This is a genomic window from Thiothrix nivea DSM 5205, from assembly GCF_000260135.1.
Taxonomy (GTDB): domain Bacteria; phylum Pseudomonadota; class Gammaproteobacteria; order Thiotrichales; family Thiotrichaceae; genus Thiothrix; species Thiothrix nivea.
Genome location: NZ_JH651384.1, coordinates 2,950,707 through 2,967,789, shown reverse-complemented (window position 1 = coordinate 2,967,789; position 17,083 = coordinate 2,950,707). Strand labels below are relative to the sequence as shown.

Annotated in this window: 24 protein-coding genes; 11 read left to right on the top strand and 13 right to left on the bottom strand. The window is 54.6% G+C overall.

What is annotated here, in order from left to right; all coding sequences use genetic code 11:
• The first annotated feature begins 1 nt into the window (after position 1).
• The 4 genes from nqrE to THINI_RS14835 all read left to right on the top strand — a co-directional run bounded on the left by nqrE (position 2) and on the right by THINI_RS14835 (position 2,690).
• Positions 2-598, top strand: coding sequence for an NADH:ubiquinone reductase (Na(+)-transporting) subunit E (gene nqrE / locus THINI_RS14845; protein WP_002709369.1), 597 nt, complete (start codon positions 2-4; stop codon positions 596-598).
• Between the two features lie 18 nt (positions 599-616).
• Positions 617-1,834 (top strand): NADH:ubiquinone reductase (Na(+)-transporting) subunit F, encoded by a 1,218-nt coding sequence (gene nqrF, locus THINI_RS14840; protein WP_002709368.1) that lies wholly within the window; start codon positions 617-619, stop codon positions 1,832-1,834.
• Between the two features lie 191 nt (positions 1,835-2,025).
• On the top strand, positions 2,026-2,250 hold the full coding sequence (gene nqrM / locus THINI_RS24435; RefSeq protein ID WP_002709367.1) for a (Na+)-NQR maturation NqrM: 225 nt from the start codon (positions 2,026-2,028) through the stop codon (positions 2,248-2,250).
• 23 nt (positions 2,251-2,273) lie between these two features.
• A complete protein-coding gene (locus THINI_RS14835) occupies positions 2,274-2,690 on the top strand; it encodes a CBS domain-containing protein (protein ID WP_002709366.1) in 417 nt (138 codons plus the stop codon).
• Positions 2,691-2,706: 16 nt separating this feature from the next.
• Here the strand turns inward: THINI_RS14835 and THINI_RS14830 are convergent, their stop codons facing one another.
• The 5 genes from THINI_RS14830 to THINI_RS14810 all read right to left on the bottom strand — a co-directional run bounded on the left by THINI_RS14830 (position 2,707) and on the right by THINI_RS14810 (position 5,321).
• Positions 2,707-3,279: a Uma2 family endonuclease gene (locus tag THINI_RS14830; protein ID WP_002709365.1), complete on the bottom strand. Its 573-nt coding sequence runs from the start codon at positions 3,277-3,279 to the stop codon at positions 2,707-2,709.
• Between the two features lie 98 nt (positions 3,280-3,377).
• Positions 3,378-3,935, bottom strand: coding sequence for a rhomboid family intramembrane serine protease (locus THINI_RS14825; RefSeq protein ID WP_002709364.1), 558 nt, complete (start codon positions 3,933-3,935; stop codon positions 3,378-3,380).
• Positions 3,932-4,504 carry a DUF1415 domain-containing protein gene (locus THINI_RS14820; protein WP_002709363.1) on the bottom strand — a complete coding sequence of 191 codons (573 nt, stop codon included), beginning with the start codon at positions 4,502-4,504 and terminating at the stop codon, positions 3,932-3,934. Before THINI_RS14820 ends, THINI_RS14825 begins: the two co-directional genes overlap by 4 nt.
• The gene (locus THINI_RS14815; protein WP_002709362.1) at positions 4,501-4,938 is read right to left on the bottom strand and encodes an FKBP-type peptidyl-prolyl cis-trans isomerase; all 438 of its coding nucleotides are present in this window, start codon (positions 4,936-4,938) and stop codon (positions 4,501-4,503) included. Before THINI_RS14815 ends, THINI_RS14820 begins: the two co-directional genes overlap by 4 nt.
• Positions 4,939-4,982: 44 nt before the next feature.
• On the bottom strand, positions 4,983-5,321 hold the full coding sequence (locus tag THINI_RS14810) for a hypothetical protein (RefSeq protein WP_002709361.1): 339 nt from the start codon (positions 5,319-5,321) through the stop codon (positions 4,983-4,985).
• Positions 5,322-5,438: 117 nt separating this feature from the next.
• Here THINI_RS14810 and purD point away from each other — a divergent pair, with 117 nt between their 5' ends.
• Positions 5,439-6,725, top strand: coding sequence for a phosphoribosylamine--glycine ligase (purD, locus tag THINI_RS14805; RefSeq protein ID WP_002709360.1), 1,287 nt, complete (start codon positions 5,439-5,441; stop codon positions 6,723-6,725).
• A gap of 93 nt (positions 6,726-6,818) precedes the next feature.
• On the opposite strand, the gene THINI_RS27355 is transcribed toward purD, so the two are convergent.
• The gene (locus THINI_RS27355; RefSeq protein ID WP_002709359.1) at positions 6,819-7,319 is read right to left on the bottom strand and encodes a peptide-methionine (S)-S-oxide reductase; all 501 of its coding nucleotides are present in this window, start codon (positions 7,317-7,319) and stop codon (positions 6,819-6,821) included.
• A gap of 24 nt (positions 7,320-7,343) precedes the next feature.
• On the bottom strand, positions 7,344-8,276 hold the full coding sequence (locus tag THINI_RS14795) for an AraC family transcriptional regulator (RefSeq protein WP_002709358.1): 933 nt from the start codon (positions 8,274-8,276) through the stop codon (positions 7,344-7,346).
• A 104-nt stretch (positions 8,277-8,380) separates the two neighbouring features.
• Here THINI_RS14795 and THINI_RS14790 point away from each other — a divergent pair, with 104 nt between their 5' ends.
• The 5 genes from THINI_RS14790 to egtD all read left to right on the top strand — a co-directional run bounded on the left by THINI_RS14790 (position 8,381) and on the right by egtD (position 12,263).
• Positions 8,381-8,827 carry a hypothetical protein gene (locus THINI_RS14790; RefSeq protein WP_002709357.1) on the top strand — a complete coding sequence of 149 codons (447 nt, stop codon included), beginning with the start codon at positions 8,381-8,383 and terminating at the stop codon, positions 8,825-8,827.
• 147 nt (positions 8,828-8,974) lie between these two features.
• Positions 8,975-9,424 (top strand): peptide-methionine (R)-S-oxide reductase MsrB, encoded by a 450-nt coding sequence (msrB, locus tag THINI_RS14785; protein ID WP_002709356.1) that lies wholly within the window; start codon positions 8,975-8,977, stop codon positions 9,422-9,424.
• A gap of 1 nt (position 9,425) precedes the next feature.
• Positions 9,426-9,980 carry a peptide-methionine (S)-S-oxide reductase MsrA gene (gene msrA, locus THINI_RS14780; protein ID WP_002709355.1) on the top strand — a complete coding sequence of 185 codons (555 nt, stop codon included), beginning with the start codon at positions 9,426-9,428 and terminating at the stop codon, positions 9,978-9,980.
• Between the two features lie 58 nt (positions 9,981-10,038).
• Positions 10,039-11,298 (top strand): ergothioneine biosynthesis protein EgtB, encoded by a 1,260-nt coding sequence (gene egtB / locus THINI_RS14775; protein WP_002709354.1) that lies wholly within the window; start codon positions 10,039-10,041, stop codon positions 11,296-11,298.
• Positions 11,295-12,263, top strand: coding sequence for an L-histidine N(alpha)-methyltransferase (gene egtD, locus THINI_RS14770; protein WP_002709353.1), 969 nt, complete (start codon positions 11,295-11,297; stop codon positions 12,261-12,263). The genes egtB and egtD overlap by 4 nt, the downstream gene beginning before the upstream one ends.
• 72 nt (positions 12,264-12,335) lie before the next feature.
• Here the strand turns inward: egtD and THINI_RS14765 are convergent, their stop codons facing one another.
• From THINI_RS14765 to msrA (THINI_RS14755), 3 genes are all read right to left on the bottom strand, one after another.
• Positions 12,336-13,082, bottom strand: coding sequence for an FAD-binding oxidoreductase (locus tag THINI_RS14765; protein WP_002709352.1), 747 nt, complete (start codon positions 13,080-13,082; stop codon positions 12,336-12,338).
• Positions 13,072-13,686: a sulfite oxidase-like oxidoreductase gene (locus THINI_RS14760; RefSeq protein ID WP_002709351.1), complete on the bottom strand. Its 615-nt coding sequence runs from the start codon at positions 13,684-13,686 to the stop codon at positions 13,072-13,074. Before THINI_RS14760 ends, THINI_RS14765 begins: the two co-directional genes overlap by 11 nt.
• An 83-nt stretch (positions 13,687-13,769) precedes the next feature.
• Positions 13,770-14,318 carry a peptide-methionine (S)-S-oxide reductase MsrA gene (msrA, locus tag THINI_RS14755; protein WP_002709350.1) on the bottom strand — a complete coding sequence of 183 codons (549 nt, stop codon included), beginning with the start codon at positions 14,316-14,318 and terminating at the stop codon, positions 13,770-13,772.
• 435 nt (positions 14,319-14,753) lie between these two features.
• On the opposite strand from msrA (THINI_RS14755), the gene THINI_RS14750 reads away from it, so the two are divergent.
• Positions 14,754-16,172: an ATP-binding protein gene (locus tag THINI_RS14750; RefSeq protein ID WP_002709349.1), complete on the top strand. Its 1,419-nt coding sequence runs from the start codon at positions 14,754-14,756 to the stop codon at positions 16,170-16,172.
• Between the two features lie 116 nt (positions 16,173-16,288).
• Here the strand turns inward: THINI_RS14750 and THINI_RS14745 are convergent, their stop codons facing one another.
• Genes THINI_RS14745 through THINI_RS14735 form a run of 3 tightly spaced genes read right to left on the bottom strand, consistent with a single transcriptional unit; the run spans position 16,289 to position 17,044 of the window.
• Positions 16,289-16,591, bottom strand: coding sequence for a hypothetical protein (locus THINI_RS14745; RefSeq protein WP_154724422.1), 303 nt, complete (start codon positions 16,589-16,591; stop codon positions 16,289-16,291).
• A 2-nt stretch (positions 16,592-16,593) separates the two neighbouring features.
• A complete protein-coding gene (locus THINI_RS14740; RefSeq protein WP_050988061.1) occupies positions 16,594-16,794 on the bottom strand; it encodes a PIN domain-containing protein in 201 nt (66 codons plus the stop codon).
• Positions 16,784-17,044, bottom strand: a complete 261-nt coding sequence (locus tag THINI_RS14735; protein WP_002709348.1) for a hypothetical protein — start codon at positions 17,042-17,044, stop codon at positions 16,784-16,786. Before THINI_RS14735 ends, THINI_RS14740 begins: the two co-directional genes overlap by 11 nt.
• Positions 17,045-17,083: the final 39 nt, after the last annotated feature.

Here is a 17,083-nt window from a genome sequence, read left to right as displayed (position 1 = left end):
CATGGAAGCCATGCTGAGCTTATTCATCAAGTCCGTGTTCATCGAGAACATGGCACTGACGTTCTTCCTGGGGATGTGTACGTTTATTGCCATCTCCAAAAAGATCGAGACAGCGATTGGTTTGGGGATTGCGGTCGTCGTGGTGCAAGCGATTACCGTACCGGCCAACAACCTGATCCTGAACCTGTTCCTCAAGGAAAACGTACTGTTGCAAGGCGTCGACCTGCGTTTTCTTGGCCTGATCAGCTACATCGGCGTGATCGCGGCGATTGTGCAGATTCTGGAAATGTTCCTCGACCGTTTCGTGCCGTCGCTCTACAACGCGCTGGGCGTGTTCCTGCCGCTGATTACGGTCAACTGCGCCATCATGGGCGGCTCGCTGTTCATGGTGGAACGTGATTACACCTTCGGCGAAAGCGTTGTCTACGGTTTCGGCAGTGGCTTCAGCTGGATGCTGGCGATCGTGGCACTGGCGGGTATCCGCGAGAAGCTCAAGTACAGCGATGTGCCGGAAGGCTTGCAGGGTCTGGGCATTATTTTCATCACGGTAGGGCTGATGGCGCTTGGCTTCATGTCCTTCTCCGGTATTCAGTTATAAGGGAAGGGGAAAACACTGATGACAACCGTAATGTTGGGCGTTGCCCTGTTTACCCTGATCGTGCTGGCGTTGGTCGCCATCATTCTGGTGGCACGTTCCCGATTGGTCGCTACCGGTGATGTGCACCTGCTGGTCAACGGCGAAAAGGATCTGGTGGTCAAGCCGGGTTCCAAACTGTTGGGTGCGCTGGCAGACAAAGGCTTGTTCGTTTCTTCCGCCTGCGGTGGCGGTGGCACCTGCGGCCAGTGCAAGGTAAAAGTGCTGGAAGGTGGTGGTGGTTTACTGCCGACTGAGGAAAGCCACATCAACCGTCGGCAAGCTGCCTGTGGTGAACGTCTGGCCTGTCAGGTCGCGGTCAAGCAGGACATGAAGATCGAAGTGCCGGAAGACGTATTCGGCGTGAAGAAGTGGGAATGTACGGTACGTTCCAACGACAACAAGGCCACCTTCATCAAGGAGCTGGTGCTGGAACTGCCGCCCGGTGAGCGTATCGACTTCCGCGCGGGTGGTTACATCCAGATCGAATGCCCGGCCTATGACCTGTCGTTCAAGACCTTCGACATACCGGTAAAATTCCGCGATGACTGGGACAAATACGACCTGTGGAAGATTGAATCACATGTTGAGGAGCCGGTGATCCGCGCCTATTCCATGGCCAACTACCCGCAAGAAGACAACATCGTCATGCTCAACGTGCGTATTGCCACCCCGCCACCGGGTAAGGATGTGCCGCCGGGGCAGATGTCTTCCTTCATTTTCAATCTGAAAGCGGGTGACAAGGTGACGGTTTCTGGGCCGTTTGGCGAGTTCTTTGCCCGCAAGACCGAGAACGAAATGGTGTTTATCGGTGGTGGTGCGGGTATGGCTCCGATGCGTTCCCATATCTACGACCAGTTACGCCGCCTCAAAAGTAAACGTAAAATGTCGTTCTGGTATGGTGCGCGCAGTTTGCGCGAAGCCTTTTATGTCGATGAATTCGACACACTGGCGGCTGAAAACCCCAATTTTACTTGGCATATGGGTTTATCAGAGCCACAACCGGAAGATAACTGGACGGGGTATGTCGGGTTTATTCACGATGTCCTTTATAAAAATTATTTAAAGGAACACTCCGCACCAGAAGAGTGCGAATATTACCTGTGTGGGCCGCCAATGATGAATGCAGCTGTCATTCGGATGTTACTGGATATGGGTGTGGAGCGTGAAAATATCATGCTGGATGACTTCGGCGGATAAGCACTTTTTTAGTGCAACTGATTGAATTCTAGTGAAAAAAGTGGGGCGAGATACTCGCCCCAAACCGCTAGGAGGAAATTGGGCTGGTTGCCCAGCCCACAATGATAGTAGCGCAAAAATATCTGGAACGAAATATTTTTTGCAGTGCAACATGATAATATTATGATTTACTGGGATAGCTGGTAGTTTGTATGAAAATTTTTCTATTAACTTTTCTTATTTTTGTGCTGGCTGTCATAGGATTGGCTATTGGTTGGTTATTTAGCAATAGGAGCCTAAAAGGCAGTTGCGGTGGTTTGTCTGCCATTCCGGGGATGGAAAACAGCAATTGTTCCTGTTCTAATCCGTGTGAGAAACGTAAACAAAAAATGGCGCAGGAAGCTGCGCGTGCACAACAGTCAGACGTAACAGAATAAGCAAGCTGGAGAGGAGTCCCATCATGTCGAAAGTATCATTGTCCGTGCGTGACCATATGTCCAACCGTCTGGCGACCCTGCGCGAAAAGCAGGACATCCGCGAAGCCGTCAAAATTTTCACTGAGCGCAACCTGTTTGGCGGCGCAGTGCTGGATAACCTCGGCAATCTGGTCGGTATCCTGTCAGTAACCGATTGTATCGACGTGGCCTTGCGCAGCGGTTATCACTCCGGCTGGCGCGGTTTGGTGGGGGAACGCATGTCGCGTGACATCCGCACGGTGGATGCTGATGACAATATCCTGAATGTGGCCAAGATGTTCATGGAGAACCCTTACCGCCGTTATCCGGTGATGGAAGACAATACCGTGGTTGGCGTCATTACCCGTCTGGATGTGCTGAAAGCCTTGTCGAAAGTCAGCGAATCCGGTGTGCCGGTCTAGTTTTGGGGGAGGCAGATCATCCCCATAATGTAGCCAAACTGAAACCTGCCGCATCAAATGGCGGTAGCTGTACCTCATCGTCCTCTTGCAGGGCTTTGAGTAACACCCATTTCCCGGCGGATAGCTCATAAGCCTCCAGCACGCGCAAATCGGGGTCAACCAGCCACAGGTGGCGGACACCCCAGTGTGCATACAGCGGCATTTTCACCACCCGGTCATGGCGCGCGGTGCGTGGCGATAAAATTTCGCACGCCCAGTCAGGCACTGCCTCAAACCAGGCGGTGTCAGGCAATGTCGGCATCCGCTCCCGACGCCACCCAGCCAAATCCGGCACGACAATATCCCCTTCAATATGCAGCTCTGGTTCATCCAGAATCCACCAGCCGCCTGGGCCATTGGTGCCGTGGTGAAATGGCCCGCCGATGGAAAACCCCAAGGATGACCCTGCCAGTGAATGTTTTGGGGCAGGACGTGGCACGGTATGCAATTCACCTGCGATGATTTCACCCACCATATTTTCGGGCAGGTTCATGAAAGCGTCGAATACAGCGTCGTCGATATTATCCAGATTGAATGCGTGCGCTGACATGCCAAACCTCTGCAGCGTGAGATAAATCAGGTGGGTAGTATGAAGCTATTCCGCCAATACCTCAAACCTCACCACATTATGTGGCTTGGGTGAATTTACTAGACTTTCTTGCGCACCAGCAGCCAGGCAACCAGCGCCCCGGCGATACCGCCGAACAGGTGGCCGTCCCACGATACGCCCGGCTGCCACGGCAGAATGCCGCCCAGCAGGGTGGTTCCGTAAGTAAACGCCACGAACACGCTAACCAGCAGCGGCACGGTACGTTTTTCCAGAATCCCCGACACGATCAGGAATACCGCCAGCCCGAACACCAGCCCGCTGGCACCGATATGCAGCGAATGGCCGCGCCCGAACAGCCACAACAACAAACCACCTGCCACTGCGACCAATATGACCGCTAGCCGTGAATCTGCCCGCGACCCTGCCAGCAAAGTCAGCAGCACCGCCAGCGGCACGCTGTTATTCAACAAATGGGGGAAATTGGCGTGTAGGAACGGCATCGTCACCACCCCCACCAACCCGCCCCAGTCACGTGGAATCAGGCCATACTGTTCCAGCGGCAGGAAGCGGTCGAGCACAAATACCCCCCAGATAGCCAGCAGGAACAGGATAACGGCGGGCAGCTCTTCGCGGATGCGGTGGACGTGATCTTTCATTCGCTCTCGGTTCCGGCGTGTAAACAGGTTTCCAGCACCTGACGGTGGTGCTCCGTCCCCAGCACATTCATGGTCTGGATATTGCGCTCAGGAATAGCGTCGACATCAGGATAGCTGGTGACTGCTTGTCCCAGACTATCCTCGCGGATCAGGTGCAGCATTGGCCAGGGTGAACGGTTGGTGTAATTCTCGGCATCGTTCGGGTGAGTGTCGGCAAACTGGTAGTCGGGGTGGAAACTGGCAACCTGGAATTCACCTTCGTAGCCTTCTTCCACCAGCAGCGCATCCACTACGTCGAGGAAGTCATTGTAGTCGAGGAAGTCTTCCAGCGTGCCGGGGTGGATCAGCAGGGTGGTCTCCACCACCTCCACCGGGGTGGCACGCAGGAATTCCAGTTCCTGTTGCAAGTCTTCCAGCAGGAATTCCGGACGGGCGGAGTCGGTGACCACGTAGCGGATTTGCCCGCCCTTGAATGGCTTGTGGGCGAACGGGCACAGGTTGTGCCTGAGGACGACGTTTTCCAGCCAGCAGCGGGTCTGGGCGATGTAGGTGGCATCGGGGTATTTCATGCCGGGTAAATCTCCAGGATTTCCAGTTCCAGGTTAATGTTGTGCCCTGCCAGCGGGTGGTTGAAATCAACCGTCACTGTCTCCGCGCCGATTTCCAGGATCTCGCCAGGGATTTCGTCGCCGGAGGGAATGGCGAAACTGATGATCTGGCCTGCGCTGAATGCAAAATCCTCCGGAAAACGGTTGCGCGGCAATTGCTGGATGGCGTCGGGGTCGGTTAGCCCAAAAGCCTGGTCGGCAAGGATGATCAGGCGGGTTTTTTCACCCTCAGGCAGCCCCAGCAGGGCATTTTCGAGGTTGGGGTGGATTTCACCCTGCCCGAGTTGCAGGATGTCGCCCGGCGGCTCTTCATTACTTTCCACCCGATGGCCGTCGGCGAGGAACAGTTGGTAACGCCAGCGGATGCGGCTGTTGGCTTGTACAGTTTTGCTCATGGGTTTGGGTGTGGTTTGCGGCAAAACCACAGGATACCAGAGCTTCAGGAGACTGGCACAAGATTGCGGCTGTCGATGTAACAGGAAGGGCGGTGGCCGATGCGTGGGTAGACGTGCAGCCAGTATTCCTGCCCGGTTTGCACCATGCTGCCTTCCATCGACACCAGGTCAGCCAGCTGGCCGTCGCTTAGTGTCACTACGATGGGGGAAGTGGCGGCAGGCGCCCGAAAACAGGGTGTGTTACCGCTGCTGGAATGGGCGGCATAAACCGTCGCCACAATCCGGGTGGGCGGTAATTCGACGGTGGTGGGCTGGGGGGTATTGTCTTTACAGCCCCCTAACAGGGTTACGGCCAGCAAGAAACCACAATAATTCGTTCTCATTTTCCGGAGATTTCCTCTGTTCCGGCGTTATCACCCCTGCCATTAAACGCATGAGCTATTGAATCGGCCATATATTCCGGCTTTAATGGTGCGTTTTTCAGGATTTAGGGAGCAAGCATGAAAGTTCTGGTGGTAGGCGGCGGTGGCCGCGAACATGCGCTGGCATGGAAGATTGCGCAATCCGGTCGGATCAGCGAGGTGTTTGTGGCACCGGGCAATGCGGGTACGGCTAGTGAGCCGAACATGCACAATATTGCCATCGCGGCGGATGATGTGCCTGCACTGGTGCAGTTCGCCAAGGACAAGGGCATCGCCCTGACCGTGATCGGGCCGGAAGCGCCGCTGGTGATCGGTGTGGTCGATGCGTTCCGGGCTGCCGGTCTGCGTTGCTTCGGGCCGAGCGCGAAGGCGGCGCAACTGGAAGGTTCCAAGGCGTTTACCAAGGATTTTCTGGCGCGGCATCACATCCCCACTGCCGAGTACAGCAATTTCACCGAAATCGACGCGGCGGTTGCCTACATCCGTGAGAAAGGCGCGCCGATCGTGGTCAAGGCCGATGGTCTGGCGGCGGGCAAGGGCGTGATCCTGGCGCAAACCGAGGAGGAGGCAATTGCAGCGGTGCAGGACATGCTGGCGGGTAATGCCTTTGGCGAGGCCGGGCATCGCGTGGTGGTCGAGGAGTTCCTCACTGGCGAGGAGGCCAGCTTCATCGTCATGGTGGATGGGGAACACATCTTACCGATGGCGAGTTCGCAGGATCACAAGGCGCGCGACAACGGCGACAAGGGGCCGAATACCGGTGGTATGGGTGCGTATTCCCCTGCTCCGGTAGTCACGCCGGAAATGCACGACCGCATCATGCGTGAAGTCATTGAGCCGACCGTACAGGGCATGGCGGCGGATGGCATCCCTTACACCGGCTTCCTGTACGCGGGCGTAATGATCGACCCGGCGGGTGTGCCGAAGGTGCTGGAATTCAACTGCCGTTTCGGCGACCCGGAAACCCAGCCGATCATGGCACGCCTGCAATCCGATTTCGTCGGGCTGATCGAAGCGGCGCTGGATGAACGTCTGCACGAAGTCACGGCAGAATGGGATACGCGCGCGTCACTGGGTGTGGTGCTGGCGGCGGGTGGTTACCCTGAGTCTTACCGCAAGGGCGACGTGATTTCCGGCCTGGACAAGGCAGCGAATCTGGACGGCAAGGTGTTTCATGCCGGAACAGAGCTGAAGGACGGACAAGTTGTCACCAACGGCGGGCGCGTGCTGTGCGCGGTAGGCTTAGGCAACACCGTTACCGAGGCGCAGGCGAATGCGTATGCACTGGTGAATGAAATTAACTGGGCGGATGTGTATTACCGGGCGGATATTGGGCATCGGGCAGTGGCGCGGGAAAATGGGTGAGAGTGTGGCAACCTGAGCATACCAAAGCCCTAGACTAGTGGTTGTGTCAAGACCCATTTTATCAGCAGACTGGCTTGTGATGTGTGTAGTGCCTTACTCTAGTACCAGTCGGGCAAATCTTGCGCGGAGCTTTCGCACTTTAGGGCTGATGTACGTTTGGCAGAATGGTCTGTCAGGGTTGTTGAGAAAATAGTCCTGATAACGCTCTTCAGATGCTTTAAAGCGGACAAAGGGCAATACCCGGGTAATGATCGGCTGATCAAAATCCTGCTGTAAAACCCGTAATGCGGCGAGAGCTGCTTCCTCTTGCTGTCGATTAAATACATAGATGGCGGAGCGATACCTGTCCCGCAGCTGATGACTGGAGGTGCTGCTATGCGTATGCAAATGCACCTCGACAAGATCGTGCAGACTGATTACGTCAGGGGCGAATTCCACGACTACTGCCTCCGACAGGCTCTGGTTATCGCCATCCGAAGCGATAAAGCCCTGTTTGACTGCCTGTACGCCGCGCAACGTCTGGAAAACGGCTTCCGTACACCAGTAGCAGCCACCGCCAAAGCCGATTTGTTGTAAGTGTGTCGAGGGTTCCATCACCATCCCCTGATAAATGATCCGTTACTCTTGCTGTGATGCTGCCCGGTTTCTCGCCATGCTGGGGGTTATGCCCATGACCTGTTTGAATGTTTTGCGAAAGGCTGTTTCACTTTGGTAACCAATCAGTTCGGCTATATCCGCTATCGGCTTCCTTGTCGTCAGTAATTCGCTATAGGCAAGTTGCATTCGCCAATAGGTGACGTATTGCATCGGGGGTTCCCCCAGGATTTGCGTAAACAGGCTGGAAAAGGCCGAGCGGGACAAATGGGCGGCGTCGGCCAGCTTTTCGACCGACCAGCCATGCCCCGGCATGGTGTGGAATGCCTGCAAGGCGTAGCTGATGCGTTTATCCGCCAGTGCTGCCAGCAAGCCTTTGTCGGCCAGCTCACCGGTATTGAGATAATGACGGATGACCTGAATGAACAACAGCTCCGTCAGCCTGTCGATGATCACTTCCTTTCCCGGTGTTTGTGAGTCTATCTCACTTCGGATCATGTCGGACAGCTGCTCAAGCCTAAACCCGATCCCCGCTTGCTCGCACTTTACCAGCATCCATTTGGGCAGGGAGTTGATCACCGGGTTGGCCGTAGGCATGTCAAACATGAAATAGCCGCACACCAGCGCTGTTTTTTTGTTCCCGTCTTCAGGGCATTCCTGCCCGATAGTATCCACATCCAGAATGTGACTATCGCTTATCGCATGTTGGGCATCAAACGGGAAAACAAGGAAATCGCCCGCTTCCAGTTTTATCGGTGACTCAAGTTCGGGCATGTGCAGCCAGCAGTTTCCCCCCGACACCAGATGAAAGGTACTGCGCCCAGTGCCGGATGAATCAACAGCCCACCTCCCGCAATAGGTTGAGTGGAAGAAAACGTGGCTCTTGAAATGCAGCAGTTGCAGGATGTGACTGAGGACATCTGTATTACGGGAAGGATTTGTCAGTAATTTACTCATCTTTCCTTGCTTTTATCGCTGGACGATCAGACATGAATTGGAGTGTATCGGGCATGGATCATCTGTACCAGCCATTATAAGCTGGATGGAAAGAAGGAGGATACATGATAAATAAAATAGCATTACGTGAAACCATGCTGAGCCTGGAACTGGACAAACTGCACACGGTGGAAGCGAATTATCAGGAATTTCTGCAACAGGCTCGGGTAGATAACACTGACGGTTACGATGATGACGAGCTTTCCCATGCGCTGGAGAGCAGTGACATGGCTGCGTTGCTTGATCAGTCTATCCATGAATATCAGGAAAAGATTGATCGCCTGAAGGCCATCGATTTTTCGCCCAGAACGCAGGTGGAGCCGGGCGCGGTCGTCAAATTCAAGAACCGTCACTTCGTTATTTCGGTTGCCACCAACCAGTTTGAATGTACCGGCGAAAGCTATATGGGAATTTCGGCGGATGCACCGGTTTATGCTGCATTACAAGGTCTGGAAGCTGGCGATACGTTCGATCTCAACGGTAAGGAAGTCAAAATCCAGGCTGTTTACTGACCCTTCCCGTATTAAAACGGTTTGCATCTAAAATCGTTTATTGTGCGTATAACATCCCAGTGAATCGTTAAGAAGTGATTGCCGACAAAGCAGCCTGACTGATGTACAACTTTACCGATGTGACTGTAAACCCAAGGAGTTGAGGAAATGCTTAACTGGAATGATGTAATCCGTTTTGCCAATGACGGTAACCCTGCCCCTGACCGTGAGGTCAGGAAAACGGATGCAGAATGGCAGGAACAACTGACCGAAGACCAGTATTACGTGACCCGTAAAAAGGGTACGGAACGCCCATTCAGTTCGGAAATGTGCAGCCTGTTTGCGCCGGGTGAGTACAGCTGCGTCTGTTGCGGCACCTTGCTGTTTGACTCCGGCGAAAAGTTCGAGTCCGGCACGGGCTGGCCTTCCTTTACCCAGCCGGTCACACCCAATGCGATTGCCTACCATGCGGATAATACCCACGGAATGCGACGTGTTGAAACGACCTGCAATACCTGCGAAGCACACCTTGGGCATGTGTTCCCGGATGGCCCGGCTCCCAGTGGTTTGCGCTACTGCATGAATGCGATTGCCTTGAAAAAACAGGAGAAGGAGTGACATGAACGAGAATAACGTGATGCTGGAAACGGCAACCTTTGGCGGCGGCTGCTTCTGGTGTACCGAAGCGATGTTCCGCGAACTGGCGGGTGTGCATTCCGTGGAAAGCGGTTACAGCGGCGGGCGGGTCGATGACCCGAATTACCGGCAGGTATGCAGCGGCACAACCGGTCATGCCGAGGTCATTCAGGTGAAATATGATTCTGCCATCATTAGCTTCCGCGATTTGCTGGAAATTCACATGGAAACCCATGACCCGACCACGCTGAACCAGCAGGGTGCGGACAAGGGAACCCAGTACCGTAGTGTGATTTTTGCGCATGACGCGATACAGCGGCAGATTGCGGAGCAGGCGCTGAAAGATCTGCAAACCGGATTCTCCCGCCCCATCGTGACCGAGATTGCAGACTTTGAGACGTTCTATAAGGCGGAAGGCTACCATCAGGACTATTACAGCCAGAACAGTAGTGCTGGTTACTGTCAGGTCGTTATTAGCCCGAAATTGCGCAAGTTCCGCGAAAAGTTCCGCAAAAAGCTAGCGGTGCAAGCCGCCTGATACTAACCAGCCCAATGGGTGGGGCCGACAGACCCCATCCTGCCTTTAGGATGGATCAATGAGTGTTGAAGTACCTCCGCGCCGGGTTGAGCGGGATGAATTGTTACTGGATTATCAGCGCACCCGCCAGGCTAGTGAGGCCATCTGTTTTCCGCTAAGTCCGGATGACTACCAGATACAAAGCATTGTCGAAACCAGCCCCCCCAAGTGGCATATGGGTCATGTTACCTGGTTTTTTGAAACCTTTTTGTTGCAGGCGTTTGTGCCGGATTACCGGCCTTTTCACCCGCAGTTCAATTACGTGTTCAACTCGTATTACCAGACGGTAGGGTCGATGCACCCACGCGCCCGGCGTGGCTTGCTTTCCCGCCCCACCATCGAGGAAGTGTATGCCTACCGCGCCGCCATCGACGCGCGGATGCTGGAACTGATTGCCAGCGTACCGGAAAGCCAGTGGCCAGCGGTGGCCGAGCGCGTCACGCTGGGGCTGAACCATGAGCAGCAGCATCAGGAATTGCTGTACATGGACATCAAGCACAATCTGTCGGTGAACCCGCTAAAGCCCGCCTACACCGCACAGGCGCTACCGCTGGTTGATAAGGCCACCCCACTGGGCTGGCTGGAGCGTGCCGAAGATTTACAGGAAACCGGCTTCGCAGGTGACGGTTTTGCCTTCGACAACGAACGCCCGCAGCATAAAAGCTGGCTGGAAGCCCACCGTCTGGCGGATCGTCTGAGTGCCAATGCCGAATACCTCGCGTTTATCAAAGATGGCGGCTATCAGCGCCCGGAACTGTGGCTGGCGGATGGCTGGGCGTATATCAACCAGCATGGCTGGCAAGCTCCGCTGTACTGGGAACAGCGGGATGGCGAATGGTACGAGTTCACCCTGCATGGCCTGATGCCGCTGAACCCGGCAGCGCCGGTTGCGCACACCAGTTATTACGAGGCGGATGCGTTTGCCCGCTGGTCAGGCAAGCGCCTACCGCTGGAAACAAAGCTGGAGAGTCGCCTGCTGGAACTGGAGCCGGAGGGTCAGTTTACCGACAGCGGTATTTTCCACCCGCAACCGGGTAGCGGGCAATGGTTCGGCACCCTGTGGGAATGGACGGCCTCGCCCTATACCGCTTACCCGCGTTTCAAGACGCTGGAAGGCAGCATGGGCGAATACAACGGCAAATTCATGAACAACCAGTGGGTGTTGCGTGGCGGGGCTTGTGTCACCCCGCGTGAGCACATTCGCCCCACTTACCGCAATTTCTTTTATCCACACGACCGCTGGCAGTTCAGCGGCATCCGTTTGGCGGAGTATCTATGACAACAGCAACAAACCCCAAAGTCAGTTTCCATGATTACCAGCCTGAGCTGGAAAGCTTTCGTGCGGCGGTTTTGCTCGGTCTGGCGCGTGAACACAAGCAGATTCCACCCAAGTTTTTCTACGATGAGCGTGGTTCCCAGTTGTTTGAAGACATTCTGGAGCAGGCGGAATACTACATCCCCACTGTTGAAAAGCGGCTGTATCAGGAACATGCCGCAGACATGGCGCAACTGATCGGGCGGGATGCGGTGCTGATCGAGCCGGGCAGCGGCAGTTGCGAAAAGGTGCAGTTGTTGCTGGAGACGATACGCCCGGCGGCTTATGTGCCGATGGATATTTCAGGTGATTTTCTGCGCAAGGCCAGTTGCGACCTGGGTGCGGCATTTCCGTGGTTGCATGTGTATGCGGCGTGTCTGGACTTCACCCATGAGTTGCGTTTGCCTGCTGCCGTACCAGAAGGGCGCAGGGTCGTCTTCATCCCCGGCTCCAGTCTGGGCAACTTTGACCTGCCGGAAGCGCAGCATTTCCTGTTCCAGATTCGCCAGTTGGTGGGCAAGGGCGGTGGCCTGTTGATCGGTGTGGATCGTAAGAAAGACAAGGCCGTGCTGGAGCGCGCCTATAACGATGCAGCCGGGGTGACGGCAGATTTCAACCTGAACCTGCTGGTGCGCATTAATCAGGAGTTGGAGGGAAACTTCGACCTTGAGGCATTCCGGCACGAGGCTTTTTACAATGAGCAACTGGGGCGGATCGAGATGCACCTGATCAGCCGCAAGGCACAAACTGTCAGCATTGACGGTGAAGTGTTCCGGTTTGCGGAGGGTGAAAGCATTCATACGGAAAATTCCTACAAATACCACCCACAGGAATTTGGGACCTTGGCGCAAGCGGCTGGTTTCCAGTCACGCCAGATGTGGACGGATGCCGGGCAATTGTTCGGAATTTACTATCTGGATGGCATTTGAATCACTGGGTCAAAGGAGAAACATGGAAACCCTGTCGCTACGCCCCTACGCAAGTAAAAGGCTAAAACGGTGTTATCCGCCAAACCGCTCGGTACGGATCTGAGTGGCTTCCAGCCCCGCATCCAGCATGGCCGTTGTAGCGGTTTCCACGAAGCCGTTACTGCCGCAGACATAACACTGGATTTCCGCAGGCATTCCCAGCCCCTGAATGGCCTGTTGCACCATTGCGGCATTGAGTCTGCCCGGATGATCCTGTGGGCGCGGCGGCTGGGTTGCCCGTGACAGGGCAAGGTGCAGGCGAAAACCGTTATCTTGAGCTTCCCAGTCCAGTAGTTGCTGGTACAGGATAATGTCAGGCAGGGTACGTGCGCCGTACAGCAGGCACATGGGGGCGCTTACGCCGCTTTCCATGCGGGCGCGGGCGATAGCCAGCAGCGGTACGACGCCGGAGCCACCACCGACCAACAATACCGGGCGGGTTTCATCCGCTTTCCAGATGAAATGGCCACCGACCGGGCCAAGTACTTCCAGCTCATCACCAACGGCTGCATCTTCGTGGAAATAGGGGGAAACCTCGCCTTCGTCCAGCTTTTCAATAGCCAGTTCATACCGACCGTTACGAGTCGCCGCCAGCAAGGAATAGCTGCGTTGCGCCTGATAACCATCTTCGGCAGTCAGGCGCACATCGACATGCTGCCCCGGCAGGCTGGGATGCCAGTGTTCCGGCTCCAGTTCCACCCGGAGGATACGGGCGGAGAGGGGGGCCAGTGCCGCAATCTTCGCGGGTATCCAGTCCAGCCGGGAGGGTTCAGTCGCCACTGTAGCGTTCCTCCTTGAACGGGTCGCCGCGCATGTGATAACCACGCAGTTCCCAGAAGCCTGCCGTATCCTTTTCGGTGAATTGCAGGGCGTTCACCCACTTGGCCGATTTCCAGAAATACAGGTGAGGAACCAGCAGGCGTACCGGCCCACCGTGCTCGGCGAGAATCGGCTGGTCATCGTAGTGAGTAGCCACCATCGCCTTGCCCTTGGTGAGGTCAGCCACCGGCACATTGGTTGAGTAGCCATCCACCGAATGGGCGAGGATGAAACGGGTCGGCAGCGCTTGCAAATCCAGACCTGCCGCAGTCAACAGGTCGTCGACCGTCACGCCACTCCAGACCGTATCGAATTTCGACCAGGTGGTGACGCAGTGGATGTCGGTGGTAATGCGGGTTTGCGGGAGGTTGTTAAACTCCTCCCACGTCCACGAGGCTACCGCTTTGGGGCCGACCTTGATCTTGAAACGCCATTCTTCCAGATTGACGCGGGCGGTCGGGCCTGCGGTCAATACTGGAAAACCGGTAGTTAATGACTGGCCGGGAGGCAAGCGTCCATCGCTGGACTTACGGCGTCTACGGCTGCCAAATCCTCGGGTGGGCATGTACTTCTCCTTTTGTTACTTCCTGCCCGGATTCTACAGAATATAGCGTGGGCAGCCTCTGTCAGTGGATAGCGGTGTCAGACCTAGCGCCTGGCCTGGTATTGCTGGTGGTACTGTTCGGCGTAATAGAATGACGGGGCGGGTAAAACTTCCGTGATTACCTCCTCATCATCTTTCAGGTTCAGACCCTGACGATAGCGCTGCAATGATGCTTGCGCCAGTTGTGCCTGTTCCTCTGTGGTGGTGAAGATGACCGAGCGGTACTGACTGGTGATTTTGGCACCACGGCCTTTCGTGCCGGGGCGATGGCCATCCCAGAATACCTTCAGCAGCTTTTCGTAGGAAACGATTTTCGGGTCGTAAACAACCAGTACGACTTCGGCGTGCCCGGTCCGGCCTCCGCAGACATCATGATAGGTGAGGTGCTCCAGTTCTCCGCCTGCATAGCCGGTTGCGGTGGTGTAGACGCCCGCAATTTCCCAGAAGCGGCGTTCGACCCCCCAGAAACAGCCCCGTCCGAAAATGGCGGTTTCCAGCCCATCCGGAAACGGGGGGAGCAGGCGCGTGCCCTTGACCACATGGCCTTCGGTCAGGATCATGGGTTTGCGTGGTGGTGAAGTAGCGTGTTTCATGGTTCTCCCGTGTGTTGCATTACGTTACGATGTTAATACCATACGAAAATAGTCTGATATTGGATGCAAGAAGGGTGGGGCAGCAGTTATGGGAGGATTCCGATGACTTGAGTGGATGATCTGAAGGTTAATTTTCGTTTGAAGAAAGTTAGCCGGTTTTCCCGAGTACCATGTTTAACTGACTCCATGCAGGCGAGCTTGCATCACTTGTTCCAGCCACTGCATGAAAACACGTACACGTTGAGGAAACCACTGAAGCACAGTTTGACCAGCTGATGAATGTGCATGTCAAGGGAGTATTTTTTCTGAAGGGCGCGGATGGAAGAGTGATAACAAAACATATGCCTATAATCATATTGATACCATTGAAATACCCCCTTAAAATGATAATTCATGTTGTATTCTTGTATAGGTAACGATGGATAAGGCCCAATCATGCAACGTCATCAGCTCCGCTTCCTTGAAAACTGGTTACAGAGAAAAAACAGAAAGCCGCTGATTATCAGAGGCGCTCGCCAAGTCGGAAAATCAACTCTGGTTGAACTGTTTGCCAAACAGGGTGGGCGCAACCTGCATAACGTCAATCTGGAGCGATTCCCGGAACTTGCTGACGTATTCGCCAGCAAGAATCCGGAGCAGATCATGGCGCAGATCGAATTTCTACCCGGTATGCCCTTGGTCAATGAAGAGCCATTGTTATTTCTGGATGAGATTCAGGCAGTGCCACAGGCCATTCCAGCCTTACGCTATTTTTATGAGGATATGCCGGAGCTTCCCGTCGTCAGTGCGGGGTCATTGCTGGAATTTGCCCTGAGTGAGCATCAGTTTTCCATGCCGGTAGGACGTGTCCAGTACCTGCACATGGGGCCGATGCGCTTTAGTGAATTTCTGTTGGCAATTGGGGAGGCTAAACTAGCTGAATTCATTCTGAATTATCAATACGGCGACCCTGTTGCTGACATCGCCCACAAACGCCTGCTGGAGCTGTTGCGCAGTTACTATTTTGTCGGTGGTATGCCTGAGGCAGTTGCGGTATTTGCCGATACCGGGAGTTACCGCGAAGTCAGTGGTGTACATAACTCCATCATTGATACCTATCGGGAAGATTTCCCCAAGTATGCCGGTTCGCGGAATCTGGTTCGCATGTTGAACGTCTTCAATTTCGCCGCCAGAAATGTGGGTGTGAAAGTTAAGTACTCCAATATCTCGGCGCAGGATCAGAGTGCAACCCTCAAAAAAGACCTGGAATTACTGGCAATGGCGCGGGTTATCAGCAAGGTCGTGCACAGCCATTGCTCTGGTTTGCCGTTACAGGCTGATATTGAAGAGAAAGTTTTCAAATTGCTGTTTCTGGATGTGGGCTTGATGAACGCTATCAGCGGCCTGAACTGGCGGGTGCTTTCCCAACTGGACGAAATGAAACTGATCAATGGAGGAGCTATTGCCGAGCAGTTTATCGGTCAGCACCTGCAAGGCATTCTGGCTGATACACCGAATCGGGAACTGACCTACTGGCTGCGGGAAGGGCGTACAGCCAATGCAGAAGTGGACTTTGTGATTGCCTTGCAAGGGCAGATTCTGCCGGTAGAAATCAAGGCAGGCGCTACCGGTAGCATGAAATCCCTGCATCAGTTCATGGGAGAAAAGGGGCAAGCCTTGGCGATCCGTTTTGATGCCAACTTACCGGACGATTTTGAAATCAATACCACCATCCGTAAGGGCGATACTATCAAGGGTGTGAATTACCGGCTGTTATCCCTGCCGGTGTATCTGGTGGAAAGGCTTGATGAGATTGTGGCATCCTGTCTGGAAAAGCCAGCTAATCCCGGCCAGACCACTCATCCCAGCTGCTGAAGCAGCTGGTTTTCGGCCAGCCAGACACAACCCTCAAACACCATTTGCCTGCCTGAAACCTGCCGTTGTCCATCATCCTTCAACACCCGTCCAATCGCTGATAACCCGTGGCGTTGCTAACCGGAATCTTGCCAGATGGGAGTGATTGACGGGTCGGTGTGCCAGATAATTGCGGCGTACAGGGATTCCCAAGAGTCGATCAAACTGATGGCAAAATGGGCACGAATCCGCTCCCAGAGCCGGACTTTGGCGCGATAAGAGCGGCGGGCCTCCTGAAAATAGCGGCAACAGAGTTCCTGTACCTGATCAATCAGGAAGGTCAGCATCATCAGGGTCGCGAAAACGGTCGACAGGTGTTTTTTGCCGTGACCGTAGTTGTGTTCCAGGTGATAGTAGCGCGATGGTCTTTCATCGCGCAAATTCAAATGATCACATCAAATGCCCGTAGCTCATGTCCAATAGCGATGCGGTAAACAAAAAAGTCGTTACGATCAACAGTGAAAACGCGGTTTGTTCCCAAGAGTTGTGCTGCGACAACCAGCGATGCATCCGCCAAATCCATGGGGCGGTCGATGTACTTTTCCATCAAGCTCAGTGCTGTTCTGACAGCATCATCGTCCATGAACCAAATGCTTTTTCAGCAGTAATTCACGGATGCCTTGTTTTGCCCGGTTCGATGGCGCTTTGGCGTAGCCGCCTTGTCCCAAATCCAGTGATTGGTAGATAGCGAAAGCGTCAGGAGTGGTTTCCTGCGCTGGCTTGGGGACAGTGCGGTATCTGGTAACGATAAATTCAACAAAATGCAGGATTTCCCGCTGGGTGCTTTCCGGCAGGTTGCGAGTCTGATTCACAATTTGGTCAAACGTTTGCATGGTGCTTAATCTGCAAGTTGTTAATGTTCAACAGTATAC